Source organism: Ignavibacteriales bacterium (assembly GCA_026390795.1).
Classification (GTDB): domain Bacteria; phylum Bacteroidota; class Ignavibacteria; order Ignavibacteriales; family Melioribacteraceae; genus Fen-1258.
Genome location: JAPLFG010000003.1, coordinates 540,765 through 566,355 on the forward strand (window position 1 = coordinate 540,765; position 25,591 = coordinate 566,355).

General features: G+C 37.1%; 21 protein-coding genes. 14 read left to right on the forward strand and 7 right to left on the reverse strand.

The features are described 5' to 3' along the window. Positions 1–984, reverse strand: a complete 984-nt coding sequence (gene rfaD, locus NTX65_06020) for an ADP-glyceromanno-heptose 6-epimerase (protein ID MCX6168872.1) — start codon at positions 982–984, stop codon at positions 1–3. Between the two features lie 152 nt (positions 985–1,136). Between rfaD and metH the strand changes: the two genes are divergently transcribed. From metH to NTX65_06065, 9 genes are all read left to right on the forward strand, one after another. After that, positions 1,137–4,829 (forward strand): methionine synthase, encoded by a 3,693-nt coding sequence (metH, locus tag NTX65_06025; protein ID MCX6168873.1) that lies wholly within the window; start codon positions 1,137–1,139, stop codon positions 4,827–4,829. Between the two features lies 1 nt (position 4,830). Beyond that, the gene (locus NTX65_06030) at positions 4,831–5,304 is read left to right on the forward strand and encodes a hypothetical protein (GenBank protein ID MCX6168874.1); all 474 of its coding nucleotides are present in this window, start codon (positions 4,831–4,833) and stop codon (positions 5,302–5,304) included. 136 nt (positions 5,305–5,440) lie between these two features. Next, positions 5,441–7,003 (forward strand): M20/M25/M40 family metallo-hydrolase, encoded by a 1,563-nt coding sequence (locus NTX65_06035; GenBank protein MCX6168875.1) that lies wholly within the window; start codon positions 5,441–5,443, stop codon positions 7,001–7,003. Positions 7,004–7,081: 78 nt separating this feature from the next. Then, positions 7,082–8,527 (forward strand): phosphotransferase, encoded by a 1,446-nt coding sequence (locus NTX65_06040; protein ID MCX6168876.1) that lies wholly within the window; start codon positions 7,082–7,084, stop codon positions 8,525–8,527. A gap of 14 nt (positions 8,528–8,541) precedes the next feature. Next, positions 8,542–9,261, forward strand: coding sequence for a nucleotidyltransferase family protein (locus NTX65_06045; protein ID MCX6168877.1), 720 nt, complete (start codon positions 8,542–8,544; stop codon positions 9,259–9,261). 16 nt (positions 9,262–9,277) lie between these two features. Further along, positions 9,278–9,754, forward strand: coding sequence for a DinB family protein (locus NTX65_06050; GenBank protein ID MCX6168878.1), 477 nt, complete (start codon positions 9,278–9,280; stop codon positions 9,752–9,754). Between the two features lie 27 nt (positions 9,755–9,781). Continuing rightward, positions 9,782–11,644: a CocE/NonD family hydrolase gene (locus tag NTX65_06055; protein MCX6168879.1), complete on the forward strand. Its 1,863-nt coding sequence runs from the start codon at positions 9,782–9,784 to the stop codon at positions 11,642–11,644. 42 nt (positions 11,645–11,686) lie between these two features. Further along, positions 11,687–12,211 (forward strand): outer membrane beta-barrel protein, encoded by a 525-nt coding sequence (locus NTX65_06060; GenBank protein MCX6168880.1) that lies wholly within the window; start codon positions 11,687–11,689, stop codon positions 12,209–12,211. Positions 12,212–12,254: 43 nt separating this feature from the next. Continuing rightward, complete coding sequence (locus NTX65_06065) at positions 12,255–12,785, forward strand: YhcH/YjgK/YiaL family protein (GenBank protein MCX6168881.1); 531 nt, start codon at positions 12,255–12,257, stop codon at positions 12,783–12,785. 210 nt (positions 12,786–12,995) lie between these two features. Here NTX65_06065 and NTX65_06070 read toward each other — a convergent pair whose 3' ends face one another. After that, positions 12,996–13,748, reverse strand: coding sequence for an FKBP-type peptidyl-prolyl cis-trans isomerase (locus NTX65_06070; GenBank protein MCX6168882.1), 753 nt, complete (start codon positions 13,746–13,748; stop codon positions 12,996–12,998). A gap of 163 nt (positions 13,749–13,911) precedes the next feature. On the opposite strand from NTX65_06070, the gene NTX65_06075 reads away from it, so the two are divergent. Further along, complete coding sequence (locus NTX65_06075; protein ID MCX6168883.1) at positions 13,912–14,916, forward strand: DUF1028 domain-containing protein; 1,005 nt, start codon at positions 13,912–13,914, stop codon at positions 14,914–14,916. A 45-nt stretch (positions 14,917–14,961) separates the two neighbouring features. Here the strand turns inward: NTX65_06075 and NTX65_06080 are convergent, their stop codons facing one another. Genes NTX65_06080 through NTX65_06090 form a run of 3 tightly spaced genes read right to left on the reverse strand, consistent with a single transcriptional unit; the run spans position 14,962 to position 18,765 of the window. Then, positions 14,962–16,203: an MFS transporter gene (locus NTX65_06080; protein ID MCX6168884.1), complete on the reverse strand. Its 1,242-nt coding sequence runs from the start codon at positions 16,201–16,203 to the stop codon at positions 14,962–14,964. Between the two features lie 53 nt (positions 16,204–16,256). Next, entirely contained in the window at positions 16,257–17,843 is a 1,587-nt protein-coding gene (locus tag NTX65_06085; protein MCX6168885.1) for a 4Fe-4S dicluster domain-containing protein, read from the reverse strand. Positions 17,844–17,847: 4 nt separating this feature from the next. Beyond that, a complete protein-coding gene (locus NTX65_06090) occupies positions 17,848–18,765 on the reverse strand; it encodes a DUF362 domain-containing protein (GenBank protein MCX6168886.1) in 918 nt (305 codons plus the stop codon). A 90-nt stretch (positions 18,766–18,855) separates the two neighbouring features. On the opposite strand from NTX65_06090, the gene NTX65_06095 reads away from it, so the two are divergent. Continuing rightward, on the forward strand, positions 18,856–19,368 hold the full coding sequence (locus NTX65_06095) for a hypothetical protein (GenBank protein ID MCX6168887.1): 513 nt from the start codon (positions 18,856–18,858) through the stop codon (positions 19,366–19,368). Between the two features lies 1 nt (position 19,369). Further along, a complete protein-coding gene (locus tag NTX65_06100) occupies positions 19,370–19,798 on the forward strand; it encodes an acyl-CoA thioesterase (GenBank protein ID MCX6168888.1) in 429 nt (142 codons plus the stop codon). 29 nt (positions 19,799–19,827) lie between these two features. On the opposite strand, the gene NTX65_06105 is transcribed toward NTX65_06100, so the two are convergent. Both NTX65_06105 and NTX65_06110 read right to left on the reverse strand, forming a co-directional pair. After that, complete coding sequence (locus NTX65_06105) at positions 19,828–21,615, reverse strand: polysaccharide deacetylase family protein (GenBank protein MCX6168889.1); 1,788 nt, start codon at positions 21,613–21,615, stop codon at positions 19,828–19,830. A gap of 16 nt (positions 21,616–21,631) precedes the next feature. Next, positions 21,632–22,270, reverse strand: coding sequence for a glycosyltransferase family A protein (locus tag NTX65_06110; protein MCX6168890.1), 639 nt, complete (start codon positions 22,268–22,270; stop codon positions 21,632–21,634). A gap of 108 nt (positions 22,271–22,378) precedes the next feature. Between NTX65_06110 and NTX65_06115 the strand changes: the two genes are divergently transcribed. Continuing rightward, positions 22,379–22,627, forward strand: coding sequence for a hypothetical protein (locus tag NTX65_06115; GenBank protein ID MCX6168891.1), 249 nt, complete (start codon positions 22,379–22,381; stop codon positions 22,625–22,627). 23 nt (positions 22,628–22,650) lie between these two features. Beyond that, a complete protein-coding gene (locus NTX65_06120) occupies positions 22,651–25,554 on the forward strand; it encodes a DUF2723 domain-containing protein (protein MCX6168892.1) in 2,904 nt (967 codons plus the stop codon). Positions 25,555–25,591: the final 37 nt, after the last annotated feature.

Sequence of the window (25,591 nt, forward strand, 5' to 3'; positions counted from 1 at the left end):
TTACTCTCTGCTCATTCCGAAATAAATTTCCTTTAAGAGATAATTTTTTACGTAATCCGTAACACCGTCTCTGACATTCATAACAGGTTTATCATAACCGGCGGTTCTGATCTTTTTCAAATTCGCTTCCGTAAAGTATTGATATTTTCCCCGTATCTCTTCAGGCATATCAATAAACTCAATATTCACCGGCTTTCCAACCGCTTCAAACAAGGCGGCAACCAGTTCAACCCAGCTTTGAGCATGACCGGTACCGATATTATAAATTCCATTTTTATCTGGGTAATCCAGAAAATGAAGCGTCATGTCAACGGCATCCTTCACATAAATAAAATCGCGCCGCTGTTCGCCGTCTTTAAATTCCGGTTTGTATGATTTGAAAAGTTTTACTTTCCCTGTATCGCGGACTTGCTCAAATGCTTTGTGAACAACGCTTCTCATTTCTTCTTTATGATATTCATTGGGACCGTAAACATTGAAATATTTCAGACCGACGACTTTATCGATCAATCCGTTTCGTTTAATCCATGTATCGAAAAGATGTTTTGAATAACCGTACATATTGAGAGGGCGAAGTATATCTAATTTTGATTCATCGTCATTGTAACCGTTGGAACCGTCGCCGTAAGTTGCAGCGGACGATGCGTAAATAAATCTGACTCCGTTTTCCAAACAAAACTTTGCGAGTTCTTGCGAGTAGTGAACGTTGTTATCCATTAAAAAGTCAGCGTCTTTTTCAGTTGTAGATGAACAAGCGCCGAGATGAATTACTGCAGTAACTTTAAAAGGAAATTTGCGCTGTAAAACTAAACCCATAAAATCGTCTTTGTGAAAAAAATCCGCGAACTTTAAGCCGTTAAGGTTCTTCCACTTCTCTTCTTTGCCTAATTCATCAACAACAATAATTTTATCCTTACCTAATCGGTTTAATTTCCAGACAAGAGCACTGCCGATAAATCCCGCGCCGCCGGTAACAACTATCATTATCTTCTCATTTATTTATTATATTTGAGCGAAAATATATCACTAATAAAAATGAAATAAAATAGAACCCCGGTTATACTGATCTGTTTCGTTCATGATCTTCCCAATAGAACAATTATAATCAAGTTCCGGGTTACTGAAAGAATCCTTATATGAATAATTTTGAATTACTTACAAAAATTTTATCAGAAAGAATTTTACTCCTCGATGGTTCGATGGGCGTTTTTATTCAGCGCTACAAATTTACCGAAGAGGAATTCAGAGGCGAGAGATTTAAAGATCATCCTTCCGATCTGAAGGGAAACAACGACATTTTAGTACTAACCAAACCGGAAGTGATTAAAGGAATTCATTTAGAATATCTTGAAGCCGGCGCGGATATAATTGAGACAAATACTTTTAACGGCACCGCGATTTCTCAATCGGATTACAAAACCGAACATTTGGTTTATGAAATAAATTTTGAAGCCGCTCGGATTGCGAAAGAAGTTGTGAACGAGTTCGTAAAGAAAAATCCGGGGAAACCACGTTTTGTTGCCGGTTCGCTCGGACCGACGAATAAAACATTATCACTTTCGCCAGATGTAAACGATCCCGGTTACAGATCAATTACATTCGATCAAATGGCTGCGGCATTTAAAGAGCAGGCCCGTGGTTTGATTGACGGCGGAGCCGATATTTTATTGGTCGAGACAATGATTGATACATTAAACGCAAAAGCCGCTCTCTACGGAATAATGGAATTATGCGATGAGACTGACAATAAAATCCCAATAATGATTTCCGGTTCAATCATTGATCTGAGCGGAAGAACTTTATCCGGACAGAATACAGAAGCATTTTGGAATTCAATTTCTCACACAAAAAATTTATTATGTGTCGGGTTAAATTGTTCGCTCGGTCCAAAACAGATGCGCGCGTTTATACAAGAACTTTCTCAGAAAGCGAACGTGTTTGTAAGTTTATATCCTAATGCCGGCTTGCCAAATGAGTTCGGCGGTTACGATGAATCCCCGGAAACAATGGCGAAAGTTTTAGAAGAATATGCGCGTGACGGATTTTTCAATATTGTAGGCGGGTGCTGCGGCACAACTCCGGATCATATAAAAAGATTCGCAGAAATCACTAAAAAATATCCTCCGAGAAAAATTCCGGAGATAAAAAAATATTTAAGACTGAGCGGACTAGAACCGCTTACGTTCCGTCCCGATATGAATTTTGTAAATATCGGCGAAAGAACAAATGTTACGGGATCCCGCAAGTTCGCACGCCTTATCAAAGAAAATAAATTTGAAGAAGCGTTATCTGTCGCAAAAGATCAAGTTGAAAACGGCGCACAAGTTCTCGATATAAACATGGATGAAGGTTTGATCAATAGTGAAGGAGCGATGACAAAATTTTTGCAATTGCTTTCTGTTGAGCCGGATATTGCGAGAGTTCCAATAATGCTTGATTCATCAAAATGGAGCGTGATTGAAGCGGGTTTAAAATGTCTGCAGGGAAAAGGAATTGTTAATTCAATCTCGATGAAAGAGGGCGAAGAAATTTTTAAAGAGCACGCACGTAAAGTTTTGCGTTACGGTGCTGCGGTAATTGTTATGGCTTTTGATGAACAGGGACAGGCAGACACATTCGAACGAAAAACAAAAATTTGTGAACGCGCTTATAAAATATTAACCGAAGAAGTCGGCTTCCCGCCACAAGATATAATTTTCGATCCGAACATCTTTGCGATTGCAACCGGAATTGAAGAACACAATCAATATGCAATCAATTATATCGAAGCTGTAAGATGGATTAAGAAAAATCTACCGTTTGCAAAAATTAGCGGAGGTGTAAGCAATATCTCATTCGCATTCCGAGGAAATGATAAAGTTAGAGAAGCAATGCATTCAGCATTTCTCTATCGTGCTATTGAAGCCGGGATGGATATGGGAATTGTGAACGCCGGACAGCTTGCTGTCTATGAAGATATTCCGAAAGATTTGCTGGAACATGTAGAAGATGTATTACTCAATCGCAGACCAGATGCTACTGAAAGGTTAGTTGAATTTGCGAATACTTTAACGCAAGAAGTAAGAAGCGAAAAGTTAGAAGATGAATGGCGAAATGGAACAGTAGGAGAAAGATTGAAGCATGCTCTGATCAAAGGGATCGTTGATTTCATTGATCCGGATATTGAAGAAGCCCGGCAAAAATATTCTCAACCGATTGAGGTTATTGAAGGACCACTGATGAGCGCAATGAATATTGTGGGTGATCTATTCGGTTCCGGAAAAATGTTTTTACCTCAAGTTGTAAAGAGCGCACGGGTTATGAAGAAAGCAGTTGCCTATCTCATCCCGTTTATTGAAGCGGAAAAAGAAAAGAGCGGGGATACAACCGCCAAAGGAAAAATTTTATTGGCAACTGTAAAAGGAGATGTTCACGATATTGGCAAAAATATTGTAGGCGTTGTTCTCGGATGTAATAATTATGATGTGATTGATCTCGGCGTGATGGTTCCATCGGATAAGATCCTATCAACTGCTGTTGAACATAAAGTTGATGCTATCGGTCTGAGCGGACTTATTACTCCCTCGCTCGATGAAATGGTTCATATCGCAAAAGAAATGGAACGGATGAAAATTGATTTACCGCTTCTCATCGGCGGCGCTACAACTTCGCGTCTGCATACCGCGGTTAAAATAGCACCGGAATTCTGCGGTGTTACAATTCATGTTCTTGATGCTTCAAAAAGTGTTGGCGTTGTAAGTAACCTTTTAAATAAAGAATCAAAAGAAAATTTTACAAACGGTATCAAAGAAGAATACAAAAAGCTAAAGTCGGACCACTTAAATAGAAAAACCGAAAAAGAATATCTTACAATCGAACAGGCGCGTGCAAATAAACTTCAAATTGATTTTTCAAACTATTCGGTTAAACCACCGGAAAAATTTGAAACAACTGTACTTAAAGATAATCCGCTCGATGAGATCAGAAAATTTATTGATTGGACTCCTTTCTTTACAACTTGGGAATTGAAAGGACGGTATCCTGAAATTTTTGAGAACAAAGATTACGGAAGCGAAGCTAAAAAAACTTTTAATGATGCCAATAGACTCTTGGATAAAATAATTTCGGAAAAACTTTTAACTGCAAACGGTGTCATTAGAATTTTACCGGCTAATTCAATAGATGATGATATTGAAATTTATTCCGATGAATCACGAAAAGGGATTCTCGCGGTTCTGAATACAATCCGCCAGCAGACAATTAAATCTGCCGGCATTCCGAATGTTGCTCTCGCGGATTTTATTGCACCTAAAGAAAGCGGTATTAAAGATTATATCGGAATGTTCGCAGTAACTACCGGTATCGGTATAGAAAAAATAGTTTCACAATTTGAAAAAGAACACGACGATTACAATTCAATAATGACAAAAGCATTAGCGGACCGCCTTGCGGAAGCATTTACAGAACTTCTACATCAGAAAGTTAGGAGGGAATATTGGGGATATGCCGGCGAAGAGAAATTTTCAAATGAAGAATTGATCAAAGAAAAATATATTGGAATAAGACCGGCACCCGGCTATCCTTCACAACCCGACCATACGGAAAAATTAACTATCTGGAAATTATTAGATACAGAACGGAATGCAGCAATTTCATTAACTGAAAGTCTGGCAATGTATCCGGCTGCATCAGTTTCCGGTTTATACTTTGCTCATCCGGAGGCGAAATATTTTACCGTTGGTAAGATCAGCAAAGACCAGGTTGAAAGTTACCGCAAGCGTAAAGGAATCAGTATGAAAGAAGCTGAAAGATGGTTAAGACCAATTTTAAACTATGATGAAAGCGAATAATATGGAAACTCGATACCGCCCCGGCGCCATTGGCGCTTTAACAGATGAATATGAAAGAGTTGCTCTCGAGCTCAAAAACTTATTAAGCACAATAACTCAAGAAGAGTTTTTAAAAATACGCGATCCGTTTACAAAAGATGAAGACTGCCGGTCAATTCAATCCGTAATTAAACACGTTGTAAGTGCCGGCTACAGATATGCCGATCAAGTCTGTACATTCCTAAAGAAACCTGTCGTTAATCACAATTATCACATCTATAACGTCCTTCATGCCATTGAAGAATTGGAAAAAGTTATTCAATTCACCGCAGAGACAGTAGTTGGTTATTTTCAAATGACGGAAGAAGAAATTCTTTCTACCCGCGCTGAAACAAGATGGGGTTTGTATGATATCGAAATGATGTTCGAACATGCTATAGTTCATATTCTGCGACACAGAAGACAAATCGAAAAGTTTTTGAGATCGGACAGATAAGTGCGCATGAAAAAATAATCTGCTTTTAACAATTTTTAACTTAGAATGATTTCCTTATTGCATAAATTGAACTTGCAGAGAAGTTGAAATCTTCTCTCATACATTTAATGAATTTCAATACTAAGAGGAGTACAAGATGAATCGTAAGCTGTTTACAATGCTTTTAATATTTCTCACGTTCACTCTAACTGTATCGGCGCAAGAAAAAATTGATTACCAGATGATGCAAAGAATTCGGCAAGAGGGACTTCAAAATTCCAAAGTGATGGAATTAATGAGTTACCTTTGCGATATATATGGACCACGTCTTGCTGCTTCGCCCGAATACCGGACTGCAGGGAAATGGGCTGTTGGAAAGCTTACAGAATTTGGTTTGGAAAAAGCAACAATGGAATCGTGGGGAACTCTAGGACGCGGATGGGAATTGAAAAAGTTTTATGGTGCAATGACGTCTCCTCAGTATATGCCTCTTATTGCTTATCCAAAGGCGTGGACACCCGGACTTGAAGGTGTGGTAAAAGGAAATGCAATTGTTATGGATATTAAGAATGAAGCTGATCTGGCTCCATTTAAAGGGAAGTTACAAGGTGCAATTGTTCTTACAAAAGGAGAACAACCGGTTGCACTCTCTACTGAAGCTGATAGTAAACGTTATACAGATGAAGAGTTAAAAAATATTCAGATGGCACAAGAAGGCGGCGGACGTAATTTTGGTCCCGAGCAGATTGCTGCAATGCGCGCTCAAAGGGAGCTTCAGCCAAAAATCACCAAATTCATGAAAGATGAAGGAGCTTTAATTACACTTGAACCTTCACGAGGAATTGACGGAACTATTTTCGTTCAAAGCGGCGGTTCTTATAAAATCGGTTCAGAAATGCCGATACCATCGGTTGTGGTTTCTGTTGAACAATACAATCGTATGGTTCGTGTTGCTCAAAAAAATGTTCCCGTTACTTTGGAATTTGAAATACAAGCAAACTTTGTTGATACCGATTCTCTCGGATACAATATTATTGCAGAAATTCCGGGCACGGATAAAAAGCTGAAAGACGAAGTTGTAATGCTCGGTGGTCACTTCGATACATGGCATTCGGGAACGGGCGGAACTGATAACTCTTCAGGCAGCGCAATTGCGATGGAAGCTGTTCGAATTTTAAAAGCTCTTGATGTAAAACCAAGAAGAACAATCCGCATTGCACTTTGGGATGCCGAAGAAGAAGGATTGATCGGTTCACGTAATTATGTTAAGAATCATTTTTTTGATGCTGAAAAGAAAGAAATGAAACCCGATTATAATAAACTTGCCGCATATTTTAATTACGATAATGGTTCAGGAAAAATCCGGGGTATATATGCTCAAGGTAATTTTGCAGTCATGCCGATTTTTGAAGAATGGTTAAAACCTTTCAACGATCTCGGTGCTGCAACGGTCACTTTAAGAAATACGGGTAGCACAGATCATGCTTCTTTCGATGCGGCCGGTCTTCCGGGATTCCAATTTATTCAGGATCCGCTTGAATATATGGCACGGACACATCATTCAAACATGGATGTTTACGATCATGCGAGCAGACCGGATTTAATACAATCGGCAACTATTATGGCTGCGTTTGTTTACAATGCTGCGATGCGTGATGAAAAATTACCGAGAAAATATTTTGATCCGAACGCTGTTCAGCAGCGCGGACCACGGTTTTAATTATCTATTTCTTCGTTATCTTAGCGGGTAGTTTTATTTTATTATTCTATCCGCCAAGAAAACGGAGTTGATAAACGGATGAGTTATCAGAACGAGCTAAAAATTCTTTTTGAAAATTGGTCTGGAGAAAAAATTGTTTCTTTATCTCCCCTTCCGGAATCCGGCTCACCGAGAAAATATTTCAGATTTGCCGGAACAACCAAAACCGCAATCGGCGTATTCAATTCAGATAAGCAAGAGAACAAATCATTTATCTACCTTACAAAGCATTTTCTCAAAAACAAATTAAACGTTCCGAAAATTTACAACACAGATTTAAACAATAATATTTACCTGATCGAAGATCTTGGCGATGAAACTCTCTTTTCTTTTCTTGAGCAAAGCAAAAAGAAATATGAATTTAATGATGAATTAAAAAATCTTTATAAGAAAGTCATCGAACAACTTCCGCGTTTTCAAATTACTGCAGCCAAAAAAATAGATTACACGAAATGTTATCCGGTCTCAAAGTTTGATAAACAGTCTATGATGTGGGACTTAAATTATTTCAAGTACTATTTTCTCAAACTTGCCGGAATAAATTTCGATGAACAAAAATTAGAAAATGACTTTAACACTCTTGCGGATTTTCTACTAAAAGCCGACTGTAATCACTTTATGTACCGTGACTTTAATCCACGCAATGTTATGATAAAAAACAATCAACCGTATTTCATTGATTATCAAGGCGGGCGTAAAGGCGCGCTTCAATATGATATTGCTTCGTTTTTATTCAGTTCAAAAGCTGATCTCCCATTTTCATTAAGAGATGAGCTTCTGGAACATTACATTTCCTCTGCAAGAAAATTAAAACCATTTAATAAACCGGAATTTTTAAAATATTATGATGGTTATGTTTTGATCCGGATTCTTCAAATGTTTGGTGCATACGGTTACCGCGGTTATTATGAAGGCAAAGCTCATTTTTTGAAAAGCATTCCGTATGCTGTAAAAAATCTTGAGTGGCTCTTAAAATATCACCGCCCAAAAATTAAAATTAACGAGTTATTCAATTGTCTTAAACAAATAGTTAGTTCGGATGAATTAAAAAAGTTTGACTTAAATTTTTCTACTGACGGCAAACTGACCGTACTGATATATAGTTTTTCGTATCGTCAGAAAATTCCAGCCGATCTTTCAGGAAACGGGGGTGGATTTGTATTTGACTGTAGAGCAATTCCAAATCCCGGAAGAATTGAAAAATACAAACCGTTAAACGGCAGAGACAAACCGGTTCAAGATTTTCTTGATGCTCAGCCGGAAGTACAGTTTTTTTTGAAAGAATCATTCGACCTGGTTGATAAAAGTGTTGAGAATTATATTGCCCGCGAATGGACTGACTTGATGATAAATTACGGATGCACCGGCGGTCAGCACCGTTCGGTTTACTGCGCCGAAAAACTGGTACAACATCTTAGCTCGAAGTATAAGATCAATGTAAAATTAATTCATTCCAATCTGGAAAAGGAAGAAGTGTCTAAGTAACTCAGGTACTTTTCATGAAAGCATTAATACTAGCTGCCGGACTCGGTACTCGTTTACAACCGTTAACCGACAAAATTCCAAAAGCTCTTGTTGAAATAAACGGGATTACCCTTCTCGAAATTACAATTAAACGGTTAATTACAGCCGGGTTTAAAAGAATAATAATTAACGTTCATCATTTTGCAGATCAGATAATAAATTTTATTGAAGAGAAAAATAAATTCGGCATCGAGATTGAGATCTCAGACGAACGGGAATTACTTCTTGATACAGGCGGCGGTTTGAAAGAAGCAAGCTGGTTTTTCGGTAATGGAAAACCATTTCTCATTCATAACGTTGATATTCTTACAGATATTGATTTGAGCGATCTATATAATGACCATCTTAGTTCTAATTCAATTGTAACTCTTGCCGTTCAAAAAAGAAAATCATCCCGTTATTTTCTGTTTGATGAAGAAAAATATTTATGCGGCTGGGAAAATGTTAAGACAAATGAACGCAAAATGTCCCGGGAGTCGAATGGAGAACTAACTCAACTTGCTTTCAGCGGTATTCATATAGCCGATCCGTCTATGTTCAAACTTATGCCGTCGGAAAAAGTTTTTTCTATTGTCGATTTCTACTTATCAATCGCATCTCAAAATCGAATCTCTTATTTTGATCATAGCAATTCCCTTTTCATAGACTTAGGTAAAAAAGAAAATTTAGAAGAAGCGGAAAAAAAATTATCATAAAAACAGAAAGACAAAGATGACCCGACAGGAAAGAATATTATCCTATTCGAAAGGATATGATAAATTGATAGCATCGCTTGATGAATTTCCAAAGGAGATGTGGCAATATAAACATGCACCAGATAAATGGAGCATACACGAAATACTAATTCACATGGCGGATAGTGAAGCCAATAGTTTTTCCCGGGCACGCAAAATAATTTGTGAGAGCGGTTCAACAATTATGGTGTATGATCAGGACAAATGGGCAAGTGAAACCGATTATCACAAACAAAGTACTGAAGATGCTTTAGAACTTTTTAAGTGGCTTCGAAAAATGACATATAACATTATCAAAGATCTCCCGGAAGAATCATGGCAGAATTACATCCAGCATCCGGAGAGAGGAAAAATGACATTAGATGAATGGCTGATTGTATATGAAGAGCACGTGCAAGTTCATATAAATCAAATGAAGAGAAATTTTAAAGAATGGAATAAATCGAATAATTAAATTCGCTTTAAGAAAGGGAGATATTATATGAAAAAATTTTTTATTGCGGTTTTGCTTCTTCTGTCATCACTAAATTTTGCGCAGGGTATAGAATGGATTAAAGAGAATTACATAAAAAAAGATTACCACATAGAGATGAGGGATGGAGTTAAACTATTCACTTCTGTTTACTCGCCGAAAGACACTTCAAAAGTATATCCTATTCTTATTGTACGCACGCCTTATACCGTTGCACCTTATGGCGAAGATAAATATCCGCAGAATCTCGGTCCCAACGATACTTTTGCAAAAGAGGGATACATTTTTGTTTTTCAGGATGTGCGCGGACAATTTTTAAGCGAAGGTAAGTACGATAATATGCGGGCTTACATTCCAAATAAAAAAAGTAATAAAGATTTTGATGAAACAACCGATACCTATGATACAATTGATTGGCTTGTCAAAAATTTAAAACACAACAATGGTAATGTTGGTATCTGGGGAATTTCTTATCCCGGGTTTTATGCGGCAATGTCGTTGATTAATTCTCACCCGGCATTAAAGGCTGTTTCTCCTCAAGCTCCAATTTCCGATTGGTTTATTGGCGATGATATGCATCATAACGGCGCATTGACACTTTCAATGTCTTTCAACTTTTTTAAGGGATTTGATCAGCAGCGCGATTCGTTGACAACACAATGGAAACCGGGACCAAAATATGATTCACCCGATATGTATAATTTTTTTCTAAAGCTCGGTCCTTTATCAAACGCCAACAAAAAATATTTTGAGGGGAAACTTCCCTTCTGGAATGCGATGATCCAGCATGGTAATTATGATTCGTTCTGGCAGTCAAGAAATAATCTTCCTTACTTCACAAATGTTAAACCTGCGGTTTTGCTTGTCGGCGGCTGGTACGACTCAGAAGATCTTTATGGTCCACTTCATATCTATTCATCAATCGAAGAAAAAAATCGTAACAACAAAACTCATCTTGTGATGGGTCCTTGGAGTCACGGCGGCTGGGCTCGAAGTGACGGATCGGTATTCGGAGATTTTACATTCGGAGAAAATACAAGCGATTCTTATAACAAAAATATATTGACTCCTTTTTTCGATTATTACTTAAAAGGTATCGGCTCCCTGAATTTACCGGAAGTTGTAACTTTCAGAACAGGTTCAAATGTTTGGGTACATTATGATGAATGGCCTCCTATGAATGTTGAGAAAAGTACTTTATATATGGCTCCGGATAAAAAATTGAGCTGGGACAAACCAACGAAGAAGAATAATTCATTTGACGAATATTTAAGTGATCCAGCCAAGCCTGTTCCTTATACATCTAAATTTTATGATTCTCAGCAAATGTATAATAGAACTTACATGGCTGAAGATCAGAGATTCGCTTCATCTCGTCCGGATGTTCTAGTTTATGAAACCGGTTCGCTTGATAAAGATGTCACCGTATGTGGTCCAATTTTGGCAAATCTTTTTGTTTCCACCAGCGGCACCGATGCAGATTGGGTAGTAAAAGTTATTGATGTTTATCCGGGTGGCGAAAAAAATCCGGAAAAGAATCCAAATGGAATTGAGCTTGGAGGTTATGAAAGATTAATCCGCTTCGAAATGTTCCGCGGTAAATTCCGCAATAGTTACGAAAAGCCTGAACCTTTTGTCCCGAATAAAGTAACCGAAGTAAAAATAAATTTGAACGATATAGATCACACTTTTTTAAAAGGTCACAAAATTATGGTTCAGGTGCAGAGCAGCTTTTTCCCTTTCTTCGACCGCAATCCTCAAAAATTTGTTGATATCTATAATGCCAAGGAAAGCGATTTTCAGAAAGCATTTAACCGGGTTTATTTTTCTGAGAACTATCCTTCATGCATAAAATTTAATGTTCTCAAATAATTTTTTAACTATGTTGCAGTTAGAATTAATAGTGAGTTAACTATGAAAAGGTTTTTCATTCTTATAATTGTGTTTATTGTTGGAATCACAGCACTTAAAGCACAGAGCTTCGCAATTGGTCCGCAGGTTGGTTTTATTAAATCAGCAGATGCCGATAAATCTACAATAATGCCAGGTGTGGCAATTCGTCTTAGTCTTCTTGGATTTGGTATTGAGGGTGCCATGTATTACAAGTCCGAAGAGTTTCAGAACGGAGCCATCAAAACAAAAAGCTATCCCATTAATCTCACTGCTATGTTGAGCATTTTACCGATAGTTCATGCAGAAGCCGGAATTGGATGGTATAATACTCAAATCGATTTTACACATTTGAACAGTACTTATAATTCTATTAAGGACGAAACAAAGACTAAACCTGGTTACCATTTCGGTGCGGGTGTAGAATTGCCATTGGGAAATTTACTTCTGACCGGAGATATTCGTTATGTTTTTCTTGATCTCTCCACGTCAGTAAGTTTCAAAAGCAATTTTTCTGTAATTATGGTTGGTGCCATGTTCAAACTATAAACAACAATTAGTCATTTTTGTTACACCTAAACTAAGAGGTAATATGATTTTCGATCAGCTAAAAAACGCACATTTATATTTTGCACTCGGTGAAAGAATTACAAAAGCGCTTCAATATCTATCTCAAACCGACTTCACAAATGTTGAACCCGGCACTTACGAAATTGACGGAGAAAACATCTACGCAGTTGTGCAGGAATACAATACAAAACCGTCAAGTTCCGCAAAATGGGAAGCGCACAAGAAATATATTGATATTCAGTATATGGTTTCCGGAAAAGAAAAAATGGGATTTACGGATTCAAAAAAGGTAATAGTATTACAAGAATATCACGATAACAAGGATCTAATTCTTTATAAAGGCGAAGGAAATTTTTTAATTGCAGAAGAAGGACAATTTGCTATTTTCTTTCCGACAGATATTCATATGCCGCAATTAGCATTGAACATTCCAAAAGAAGTTAAAAAAGTTGTTGTAAAAGTGAGAACTGATTTTATTGCAGAGAGTAAACATTCTGAAGAAACTGATGTTAATGCAGAAGACCTAAGCTCATCTCCGTCTATAGAAGAATAAAATTAACTGGTGTTATGCATACATTTAAAAACCCTAGCCACAAAGTCACCAAGGCACAAAGAAATATCGAAAAACGAATAAATATCATTTTTATACTTGGTGTCTTTCTGCCTTAGTGACAAAAAATTCACCGCTTCCGTAACATCAGAAATTAATCAAGTTTTAGCAACCGGTGATCTTAGATTGATCACCGGTCACTATATTTTGAACCTACTTTACTATATCTAGCAATTCAACTTCAAATAACAAAACGGAAGAAGGGGGGATATTTCTTCCATCCCCCATCTCGCCATATCCAAGATCATAAGGAATAAAAAACTGATACTTATCACCAACATGCATTAACTGCAAACCTTCGGTCCATCCTTTAATAACTCTGTTAAGTGGAAAAGTTGCGGGTTCGTTTCTTTTGTAAGAGCTGTCGAATTCTGTTCCATCAAGCAATGTACCTTTATAATGAACCTTCACCTGATCTGTCGCCTTGGGGAATTCTGCTCCGGTTCCTTTTGTAATAATTTTATATTGTAAACCACTTTCGGTAGTAATGACGCCTTCTTTCTTTTTATTTTCAGCTAAGAAAGCTTCACCTTCTTTTTTATTTTTTTCAATGAGTGGAGCCATTTCTGCTTTCTTCTTTTCTTCTTCTTCTTTCTGCATGGCTATTTGGCGTTCCTGCATTTTAGAATTTAGTGCAGTCAATACCTGAACTATTTTTTCTTGAGATATAACCGATTTGGAATTAGCGGCATCTTTAAGTGACTGAATTAATACATTCAGATTAAGCTGTAACATAGGATCTTTCAAATTGCTATAAATATTCTGACCGATGCAATAACTTATCGAATCTCCCGGTGTCTTCAATGTAACCGAAGCTGCAGCTTTATTTGCCGTTTGTTTTTTATTCTGTGCAGAAACTACTGACAGCATAATTACTGCCATCACCAATAATTTCGTTAACTTCATTTCATCTCCTATTATTTTTTTGATTTCTGGGTTGTGAAAATAACTTCAATGGCTTTGAGATGCAAATTTGGAAGATCTTATAACATTATTTTGAGATCTGTAATTGGTTGTATCTTGAAAGAGAAAATTTCTAATTTGTGATAGAATTAATTTGGAGTTAATCATGAAGAATAAATTTTTATTGATTGTTTTTTTCTTAATTCAATTCGCAATCTTGAATTCTCAATTCTCAATTATTAGCGCGCAATTCTATAAATCCGATTCACCTTTTGCGCATACTTATTCCATTGTTGCTTTCGATGAAAAAACCGGCGACATGGGCGTTGCAGTTCAATCTCATTGGTTCTCTGTAGGGACAAGTGTTACGTGGGGAGAAGCAGGAGTTGGTGTTGTTGCAACTCAATCTTTTGTCAATCCGGCTTTTGGGCCGGGCGGTCTTGCATTACTCAAAAAAGGAATGACCCCGCAAGAAGTTGTTGATAAATTACTCAAAGATGATGAGGGAAGAGAATTCCGTCAACTCGCCGTACTTGATTCTAAAGGAAGAGCCGCGTCTTTTACTGGAAAATATTGTATTCAGCCTGCCGGAAATATTGTTGGTAAAAACTTTTCCGTTCAAGCTAATCTTATGTCCAACGAACGGATCTGGCCGGCTATGGCAGAAGCATTTAAGAATTCAAAAGGACAATTAGCTGAAAGGATGCTCGCTGCACTTGAAGCGGCACAAAAGGAAGGAGGCGATATTCGCGGGAAACAATCCGCCGCTCTTTTAGTAGTACGTGCTAAATCAACCGGAAAAGTGTGGGAGGACCGTTTAGTTGATTTACGCGTTGATGATAATGATAATCCTTTAGTTGAATTAAGCAGATTACTCAGCATTCACCGCGCATACGAACATATGAATAACGGCGACCTTGCAGTTGAAAAAAACGATATGAATCGTGCGATGAAAGAATATTCTTCGGCTATGAAAATGTTTCCGGATAATCTTGAGATGAAATTTTGGACCGCAGTTGCACTCGCCAATCAAGGAAACCTAAAAGAAGCTTTACCGATGTTCAACGAAATTTTTGCAAAGGATAAAAACTGGAGAGACTTAATTCCCCGCCTTCTTCCAAATGGATTGTTGAAAGTCAATCCGGAACAGTTGAGCGAAATTCTGAAATAAACTTCCATCCCCGCTTGCAAATTAATTTGTGTGCGGGGAAAAAATTTACAATTTCAGTTTGCGTAAATTTGGCGCCAGCTTTCTCACAGCAGTTACTACCGCAAGCGTCATACTTCCTCCAAAGATCACTGAAGGAATCAATCCCATCAATTTTGCCGCAACACCGGATTCAAACGAACCCAGCTCGTTGGAAGAGCCGATGAAAAGACTATTGACAGATGAAACCCGCCCCCGCATTTCATCTGGAGTATAAACTTGTATTATCGTACTTCGGATTATCACACTTACATTATCAAACATACCGCTGGTCATAAGTACAAAGAGAGAAACATAAAAGTTTTTGGATATTGCGAAAAGAATGATTGACACACCGAATCCGAAAACGCCGATTAAAAGATTCCTGCCGGCATGTTTGAACGGAGGATTATGAGCCAGCGACAAAGACATAATTATAGAACCCACAGCTGGTGCCGCTCGCAAGAATCCTAATCCTTTAGCGCCGGTATGAAGTACCTGATCAGCAAAGATCGGCAACACCGAGACTGCACCACCAAAAAATACCGCGAACATATCAAGACTAATAGCGCTAAGTATGATCTGGTTATTGAATACAAATTTTAGTCCTGAAGATAAGCTTTGCCAGATTGTTTCAACTTTTGTTTTTTCCGGTAAAGGTTTCTTTTCTATGAAGTAAAAAAAGAACCATCCGAGTGCAACAAAACTTATTACTAAAAAGTATGCATATCCTACACCGAAGAAACCATAAACAAGTCCGCCAACAGCAGGACCGGTAACAGCCGCAATATGCCATACCACACTACTCCAAGTTGATGCATTGCCAAAAAGTTCTTTAGGTACTAATTGGGCAGCAAAAGCACTGGTTGCTGGGAAAATAAATCCACGCGCAATTCCTGTTATAAAGATTATTGTATAAATCGGAATAGTACCGTACAAACTCAACGATGTATGAAAGCGGGTCGCTACAAGAAAAAGCGAAATTGCACAGACAAAGTAAACAAATGTTGAAGAAAGAATAATATTTTTCCGATTTATTTTATCGGCTACATGCCCGGCAAAAAGAGCAATACATAAAAACGGTATAGCTTCTGCCATACCTATTAATCCAAGTGAAAGAGCATCATGAGTAAGTTCATAAATCTGCCAACCGACAATAACCGATTGCATCTGGATACCGAATGTTAGAAGGAAACGCGCCGCAACAAATCTTCTGTAATCCTTTATTCTTAATGATGCATACGCGTCTTTTGTATTTAGACTAAACTCCATAAAATCCTATTGAGAAAAAATCATCCATAATTAATTGAGAGCGATAAGAAATATTAGAACGGGAAATCTTCTTTGGTATTGATAACTTCTTGTTTCTTTAACTCCAGATTTTTCTTCGCAAGCTGATGCCAACGGTTTCCTTCAACATAAATTGCTTTGTAAGGTTTAGTTGGGCAAGCATATTCACATGCACCGCAACCAATGCAATAATCATCTCTTACTTCGGGAATTACCAAAGTACCTTCAAATGGAATCATGTGAACAGCTTTGGTGGGGCAATGTTCACTGCATGCGCCGCAATCTGTTTTCTGAGTTTGAACAATACAATTATCTTTGACAAATTTTGCTTTGCCGATCTGTGTTAATTTTTTCTTATCAAGTTCGAATGGAAGGATAGCTCCGGTTGGACAAACATCGCCGCAAATTTTACATTCGAAATTGCAAAAGCCGGTTGTGTTATCCATCCTCGGTTGTAGAATTCCAAGGAATCCGTATTCAAGAAATGAAGGCTGCAAGACTTGTGTAGGACATGAACTTACACAAAGATGACATGCAGTACATTTGCTATTAAACTTTTCAACGCCGATAGAACCTGGCGGCGAAACCGCACTTTTTCTAAAAATGGGTTTTGTACTCGGTTTAGTAACTATTATTTTTTTTTGAACTTGCGCCGCCAAGACCGACAACGATAAAAAGTAGAGAGATGTTTTTGATAAGAATTCCCGTTTGGAATTATCAATTCTGTCTTTCTTAGCTGATGTGCCTGGTATATTTTTTTTACCGTAAGAGATACTGTAAGTAATTCCTTCCGTAGGACAAGACGGGATGCAATCAAAACATGCAACGCACCTGCTCATATCAACTGATTTGTTTACGCTGTCGATGCAGCTTGCTTTGCATTCTTTAGCGCAAATACCACAGTTTAAACATTCTTCGTGATTGATTACAATTTTAAACAAAGAAACCTTTGAGATGTAGCCGAGCAGTGTTCCAACGGGACAAACAGTATTGCAGTACAATCTTCCTTTCTTCCAAGCCATCACCATCACAAAAACGAAAAACAGAGCTGTGATAATAAATGGAATAAGATTGAATACTTTTAGGCTGTAAGGATAAACCGAATATAATTTGAACGACTCAAAAATAAATGCGGTTAAATTGTTTGTTCCAACTAGAATGGGGCGAAAAAAATTTCCGGAAAATCTTCCATAAATGCTGTAAGGATCAATCAGATTAATTGCCAGCGAACTTCCGAAAAAAAATATTACAATTGGAATTGCGAGAAGAACAATTCGCAATAGCTTTTGTTCTTTCGAAAAGTCAAATCTGCGTTTCTTTTTCCGCTTAATTTTTCCGGAGATCCAATTGACGACATCTTGAAAAATACCTAGCGGACATACCGAGGAACAATAAATTCTACCGAATAAAATTGTAAGAACTATTATTATCCCAAAACCAATGGCACTAACAGAAAGTATTGTAATGAATTTTAGTACAGACGGAACAAATTGTAGAAATATAATTTTGTTAGAAATACCCGGGGATAGAGTACCGTAGATATCTATAAGTAAAAAAGTTGTTGTTATAAAAAAAATTAGCGAGACAACTATTCTAATTTTCCGCAAAAGAGAATTATTCATTCAATCACAAAATTATACGTTTGATATTCAGAGCATTTAAATCTTTTTTCCCTACACCCATTGCGCCCGCAATCTTTATATATGAAACTGAATCCGGTTCAATACCAAAAAGTTTTGCAGCTGCCGCATCCGATGCGACCATGTCGGTTGAAATAATCTGGGATTTCATCAAAGCCACATCATCAACCGAAACACCGCGCGGTCCATTTTGTTTCATTACGTAATATGCATCAACTATATTTAATGTCGGTTTTTTTGAATACGTTCCGTAATCAGCGATACATTGATGCAGATCGTTGCGGTGCCAATATCCGCGGTCCCAGACAACTCCCATCATATTTTTTAAACAGGCTGTTAGTCTGGCAGAACTATGACTTTTAAGAATCGGTACGTTAATAAAAACATCGCTATCAAGAACAAGTTCATGAACTTTTCCCTTTGTCAGAACTTTTCCGTCTTTTATAGAAACACTCTGGTAATAATTTTCTGTATCTCCGGAAACAATTTTCCCGCCGGCATCTTTAACTGCTTTTTCAATTCCGCTGTTTGAATAGCTTCTTCTCCAATCATCGCATGTATGATCGAACACATAAACATCTTTGGCTCCGGCTTCATAACAGTGCTCAATTATACGCTTCACAAGTTTTGGATTAGTATTGCCGCCTCTCTCCGGACCAACATCCCAGCCAATGTTCGGTTTAATTAATACTTTTTGATTTTTCTTAACAAAAGCTTTCATACCGCCAAGTTGTTCGATTCCCTTATCGAACATCACTTCCGGTTCACCATTTTTTATTGCAATAAGATCGTAGCTAGAAGATATTACCTTACTGCTTTTTGCGAAATAATTGCCATATATACCCGGGACAGTAAGTGACGCACCGGCAAGCAATCCTGTCTTTAGAAAATTTCTACGATCCATCCTTTCCTCTTTAGAATAAATTCTATTTTATTTTGTAGAAACTTATCATTATGTTATTTTGGATTCAAGAAAATTATTGGAATAACTAAAATGAACACATTTTCAACTGTAATATCAAAATACGATTATAAAACCGTCATTTATGATATTTTAGCGCTGACGGTAGTTACTTTCACTCCGGCACTTTCGCATCTTACTGCTATTCCGATATATCTGTTAGATCCGATGCGAATAATTTTGCTCTTGAGTATTGTTTACACTTCGAAGAAAAATGTTTTCTTATTAGCTTTTGTATTACCGTTATTATCTTTTATTATCTCGGCGCATCCATATTTCATTAAGTCATTATTGATTGCATCTGAATTAACGGTAAACGCATTTCTATTTTTCTATATGTCGAAGTTTTTCAAAAATTCATTCGTCCCGGCAATATTAAGCATAACAATCAGCAAAATTTACTACTACGTCGTAAAGTTAAGTTTAATCGGTTTCGGCTTGATCTCTACCGATCTTGTTTCTACTCCTATAATTCTTCAAGCGATTGTTGCGGTTTCTATTTCGGTTTATCTTTGGCTCTTTTTTAGAAAAGAAAGAATGAATTAGAATGCTTCCGGAATCCAATCCGATTTATTCAATCTTCGAGACTGAGATAATTGTACGTCCCGACGACATCGATATGAATAATCACGTGCACAATTCAAAGTACTTAGATTACTTGTTGATGGCGCGTTACGACCAGATGATGAAAGATTATAAAGTTCCGATGGAAGAATTTATTAAACTCGGTTACTCGTGGGTTGCATCAGCGACTTATATAGAGTTCAAACGTGAAATAAAACTTGGGGATAAGATTGTTGTCCGTACGCAAGTAAATTCTTATGAAAACTCGCAAGTGAAAGTGAATTTTTGGATTGTAAAAAAAGAGAAAAACAAGATTGCTGCAGAAGGTTATGCTGTTTATACAATGGTTTCAACCTCATCTGGTAAACCGGTCAGAATACCTGAAGAGATAATTCAGAGATACACGATTTAATTAAGAATGGATAATTGCAAATCGAGTTGTCAAAGAGGAATTCGTAAATAAGGCGAATTTTTTTTTACTCTCTTAAAAATATAATTCCCTTTTACTTTTCTTCCCAAACCGGCTACGGTTGTATTCGGAAATATTCCAATCCTTCTAATCTGAAAAAGATCTTCGTGTAAAGCGAGCGGTGCGCGGTCAGTTGCATAAACAAATTTATATCCGGTTTCCTTAGCTGCTTGTTTTACCGTTTCGTTGCAATTTCCATAAGGGAAGGCAAATGATGTAATTTCTTTACCAAGTTTTGTTTCCAAAATTTTTTTGGAATCTGCAAGCTCAGCTTTAACTTTTTCTTCAGATTCCTTTGACAAATCGGCATGTGTAAGTGTATGAGAGCCAAACTCAATTCCGTATTCAATCATTTCGAGAATCTGATTCCGGTTTAGCATCTTAAGTTTTGGTTCATCACTTTGTGAATCCCATAAATTGGATTCAAGGTTTGCAACCAGAAAAATAATTGCGTTGAAACCATATTTTTTCAGAAGCGGAAACGCTAAAGTATAGTTGTCTTCGTACCCGTCATCGAATGTAATTATGACAAATTTGCCTGGGGTGCAATTCTTTTTGATCTGAAGTGCTTCTTCAAAAGTGACTGTTTTGAATCCTTCGTTTTTCAAATAGCGCAAATGATCTTCAAATTGTTTTTCCGTTACAAATATTCCGTGTTTACCTGCATCTGTAATATCTTTTGCAATCCGGTGATAATAAATAATTGGAATTTCTTTCTTATAGAATCTTACTCTCACACTTTGAAAAATAAATTCAAGACGGTTAACGACATTTTCAATGTTACAATCGTTCTTAACTTTTTCATAAACCAGGTTATCGCATGATTTATGATCCAAAGCAGATTTAAGGTCGCTCAAAATCTTTTCAAAGTCGAATTCCTTTTCGGTCACATTCATATCGCCGAAATTTGTTCCAAGAGCAAAGCTTAGATTATCCTTAGTTACCAAGCCAACGGTACATGCTTCACCCATTGCAATTAACGGCTTTTTATGAAGAATTGCTTCAATGGCAATTCTACCGGATCCTATGACAACATTTGCATTTTCAATTTCATGCGGTAAATTCTCTATGTAGCCGGTAAACTCAAAATAATTTTTAAATTTTTCAAATTCCGGCGGTATTGTTTGCCCGCCGATGATTTTAAATTTTACTACACCAACTTCACTAAAAAATTTTGAAGTGCTAACGTATTCCAGAAATTTATAAGCAAGATCTTTTTTAGGTCCCGAAAGACGGGTAATAAATGCAATAGTTTTTTGTCCGGTAGTGTTATTTCCAACAATCGTTGGCAGATTAAAACCGTTTCTTATTACTTCTATCTTGTGCGGCGAGTATTTAAAGACTTCGAGAAGCTGTTCTTCTAGTTTTTCGCAAATAGCAATAGTATAATCTCCAAATCCATGAAATATTCTGCGCGATGTAGAAGTTGCTTGTCTGCCATGAATAAAAACAACCAACGGAACATTTGCAAACTTGCTAGCTACGTATGATACCCAGGCACTCGCACGTGAATGTGCATTTACAATATGAATATTATTGCTCTTGATAAACCGATAAATAAAAATGGAGTTTTTGATTCTGTAAAGTAAAGTTCTTTTGGAAAGCGGTGCCGGAATATATTCGGCTTTTGTTTTTTTTGTAAGTGTGTCCGAAATAATGAATACTTTATGACCCCGCTCAATAAATTTATCGGCGAGTGTAACGGAATAAACTTCAGCACCTGTAACTTCAAGTTGAGAAAGCGTCATCAGAATATTCATCTGGCAATTCCATATTTTATTCGATTGTTGAACAGATGCTGTCCGGTGTATCCCGGTAGTAGATATAAGTTGGGAAATCGACTTTGGCAATATTAAATTTCTTTACCGCCCGCTCATAAAAATCTGAATCGTCACTATAACTCAAATCTCGAAATCCTCCTAACTCAATGAACACGTTCCGTTTGCCAAAAAATGTTCCCCCGACAACGCATTCATCAATGTGAATTTCGCGAGTCAAATCATTTTTATCTTTCACATAAGGATGCCCTATAACTTCAACTCCCCCGTGGATGAAATCAATATCAGGATGCTCTTTCAAAAAATTTATGCGTTGTTCCAAAAATTCCGGCTTCCACTCATCATCGCTTCCAAGAAACGCAATCAATTCGCCGCAAGAAGCTAATATGCCGGTATTAGTAGCAAGAGCCGGACGTCTGTTGGATTGTTTCATGTAACGGATATTCTCGAATTGTAAAATGTATTCATCAACAATTTGAAATGTATTATCGCTGCTGCCGTCGTCAACAATTATCAATTCCCACATTTTGAAAGATTGATTCAGTGCGGATTCGATTGACCTTTTCAAATAATTTGCCCTATTGAAAGTCGGCATAATTATGGAAACAATCGGCTTATATTGTTTGTAAACTTGCATAGAAAACCATTCACATTAGTATTCTGAGTTGCCTAAATATAGTTTTTTATTGAATGATTTTTTGATTAATTTCATCAACCAAAAATGTAAACAAACCAACATTTTTCTATGAGTTCACGCGAACAAAAAGATTATTTTGCAATTTTGAAACGGTACGAACGCAAACTTGAAGGACGTGAACTTGACGATTATAAAATGCTTCTCAAACGGCATAAAGATGATGAAGATCTTGATAAGTTGTCAATGCAGAGACTCAAAAACCTATATCAAAAATATCATGTTAATAGAGAGAGAAAAAATTACGATCAATTCTTTAATCAATCCTCACAAACTAATTCAGAAGATCATTCTTCATAATTGAAAATTTTTTTGGTGGAATAATGAGTAATAAAGTCCTAAACAGAATATTTGCCGCCGTAGTTTTTCTAATTACTGCCCTGGTTTACTTTTCTACAGTCCAGCCGGGTCTTTCATTTTGGGACTGCGGTGAGTTTACCGCATCTGCTTATTTAATGCAGGTTCCTCATCCACCGGGCACACCTTTCTTTTTGATACTTGGAAGAGTTTTTACAATGATACCTTTTGCGGCAAGTATCGGATTAAGGATGAATACTATTTCGGTTTTGTCAACAGCATTCTCGGTTATGTTTTTATATCTAATCGCTGTTAAGGTAATTCAAAACTATCGACAGAAAGGATTAGAAAATTTATTTGACGCATTCTCAATTTACATTTCTGCCGCTATCGGTGCGCTTTCATTTGCATTTGCAGATACAGTATGGTTTAACGGTGTTGAATCGGAAGTATATGCAAACTCAACATTTTTTATCGCGTTTGTAATCTGGCTGATGGTTGTTTGGAATGAAAAAGCAGATGAACCGGATAATGAAAAGTACTTGATATTTATTTTCTATCTCATCGGTTTATCTACCGGCGTACATCTTATGTCTGCTCTTGCAATTGTTCCGGTTGTAATGGCAATCTATTTTAGAAAATATGCAACAGATGAAGTTATACTGAAAAAAACCGCACTCTACTTTGTAGCTCATACTGTAATTATTCTTGTAATCGCCGCGTTAATGTGGGCTTCGCAAACAGGTGATACGCCCCCCTCTCCGGATGAATACGGTGCAGTTGATTCGCGCTTTTTAATGATTTTAGTCGCGGTCAGTTTAATTTTTATGGGCGCTACTTATAAAAAAATATTTCAAAGAAATTCTTTTTACATGCCGATTATTTTCGGCGGAATTGCTCTTGTTGCAATTTATCCCGGTTTGGTTAAATATCTTCCAAAGTTAATTACACTTGTTTCTCAAAATGACTTCACTCTAAATATCATCACTGTGTTTGTAATTCTCGGTGTTGTTGGATTTGGAATATTCTGGACTGCAAAAAATAACAAGCCCACGGCAAATCTTGTTTTGAAGTGTGCGCTTTTTGCAATAATCGGTTCAACTACTGTTGCAATGATTATCATTCGCGCAAACCAAGAACCGCCGATTAATATGAACAGTCCTAAAACTATGAGTGAATTAAACTCATACATAAACCGTGAACAGTACGGCGATTTTCCAACATTCAAGAGAAGATTTTCTAACGAACCTCATCAACAAAAACTTTATACTGATTATTCAAATGATCTTGATTTCTTATGGCGTTACCAGTTAAACCACATGTTCAACCGTTATTTATATTGGAATTATATCGGAAGAGTTTCAACTTACGAGGACAGCGGTGTTGAATGGAGCGATATGTGGGGTATTCCATTTTTCATAGGATTATTGGGGATCTATTTCCATTTCAAAAAAGATTGGAAAATGGCTTCCGTCTTTCTTGCGATGTTTATATTTCTCGGTTACCTGACAGCTTTTTATCAGAATCAACAGGAGCCCCAACCTCGTGAAAGGGACTACTTTTATGTCGGGGCATTCTTTGTTTACTCGCTTTGGATTGCGCTTGGCATGAGCGGAATAATTGAATTGATACAGGAAAAATTCAAAGAACGGGCTTCATTGAAACCTATGATCGCGGGAGTCCTTCTTTTGGGAGTTGTGGGTGTACCAATAAATATGGCACATGCAAACTGGTTTGAACATGACAGATCAAGAAATTATGTGCCTTGGGATTATGCGTATAATCTACTGCAAAGCGTTGCTCCAAATGCTGTGCTGTTTACTAACGGTGATAACGATACTTTTCCTCTTTGGTTTTTACAAGATGTTGAGGGAGTCCGCCGTGATGTCCGTGTAGCATGTCTCTCATTAGTAAATACAAACTGGTATGTTAAACAACTAAAAAACACTTCGCCTTTCGGCTCGCAAAAAGTTAATATGAGTTTATCCGATGATGAAATTGACCAGCTCGGACTTCAAAGATGGGAGCCCACTGAAATGTCTATTCCCCTTTCTCCCGAAATTATAAAAAAATGGAATATAACTGACAGTGCTGCCGTTAAAGACGGAAAAATAAAATGGACTATGCAGAATACAGGTCAGTCCGGCGATGTAAAATTTATACGTGGACAAGATATAGTTGCATTAGATATTATTATGCAGGCAAAATGGGAACGACCAATCTATTTTGCAGTAACATGTTCCGATGATAGCAAATTAAATCTCGATGATTATCTGCGGATGGAAGGAATGGCTATGCGCCTCGTTCCAAAAAAGAATAACGACAAAAGAATTGAATACATCGACGAGAAAATTCTTAGCCAGCAACTTTTTAATGAACCATCGGGTTTTAATAAAGATTATCAACCGGGTTTCAAATTCCGGGGACTGGACGATAAGACAATTTTCTTTGATGAGAACCATGAACGTTTAACTCAAAATTACCGTAACGCTTTCATACGTCTTGCAATTTATTATCTCTATAAGGATAATAATAATGCAAAAGCGATTAATGTACTAGATGAAATGGAGAAGAAAATTCCTCGTTCAGTTGTTCAAATGGATTACAGAATCAAACATGATATTTCCAAAATCTATTTTAGTGCCGGGGCATTAAAGCAGTACGAAGCATTGGCAAAAGAAGTGATTGTGGAAGCGAAGAAACAAATGGAACTGAACCCCCGTGATTTTACGAGCTGGTATAATCCGTATGATTTGCTTCTAACACATTATGAAAATTTAAAAATGTATAAAGAAGCTGTTTCCATTCTTATGCAATTGCAGAATCTTGTTCCTAATGATCAAAATGTTGCCCAGCTCTTAAGCGAATTTAGAAAGAAAGCGGGAATCGAAGCACCCGAAGTGCTTCCGAAGCAACTTGAGAAAAAATAATTAACTCCGGAGACGCTCTTAGGAGCGTCTTTTTTTA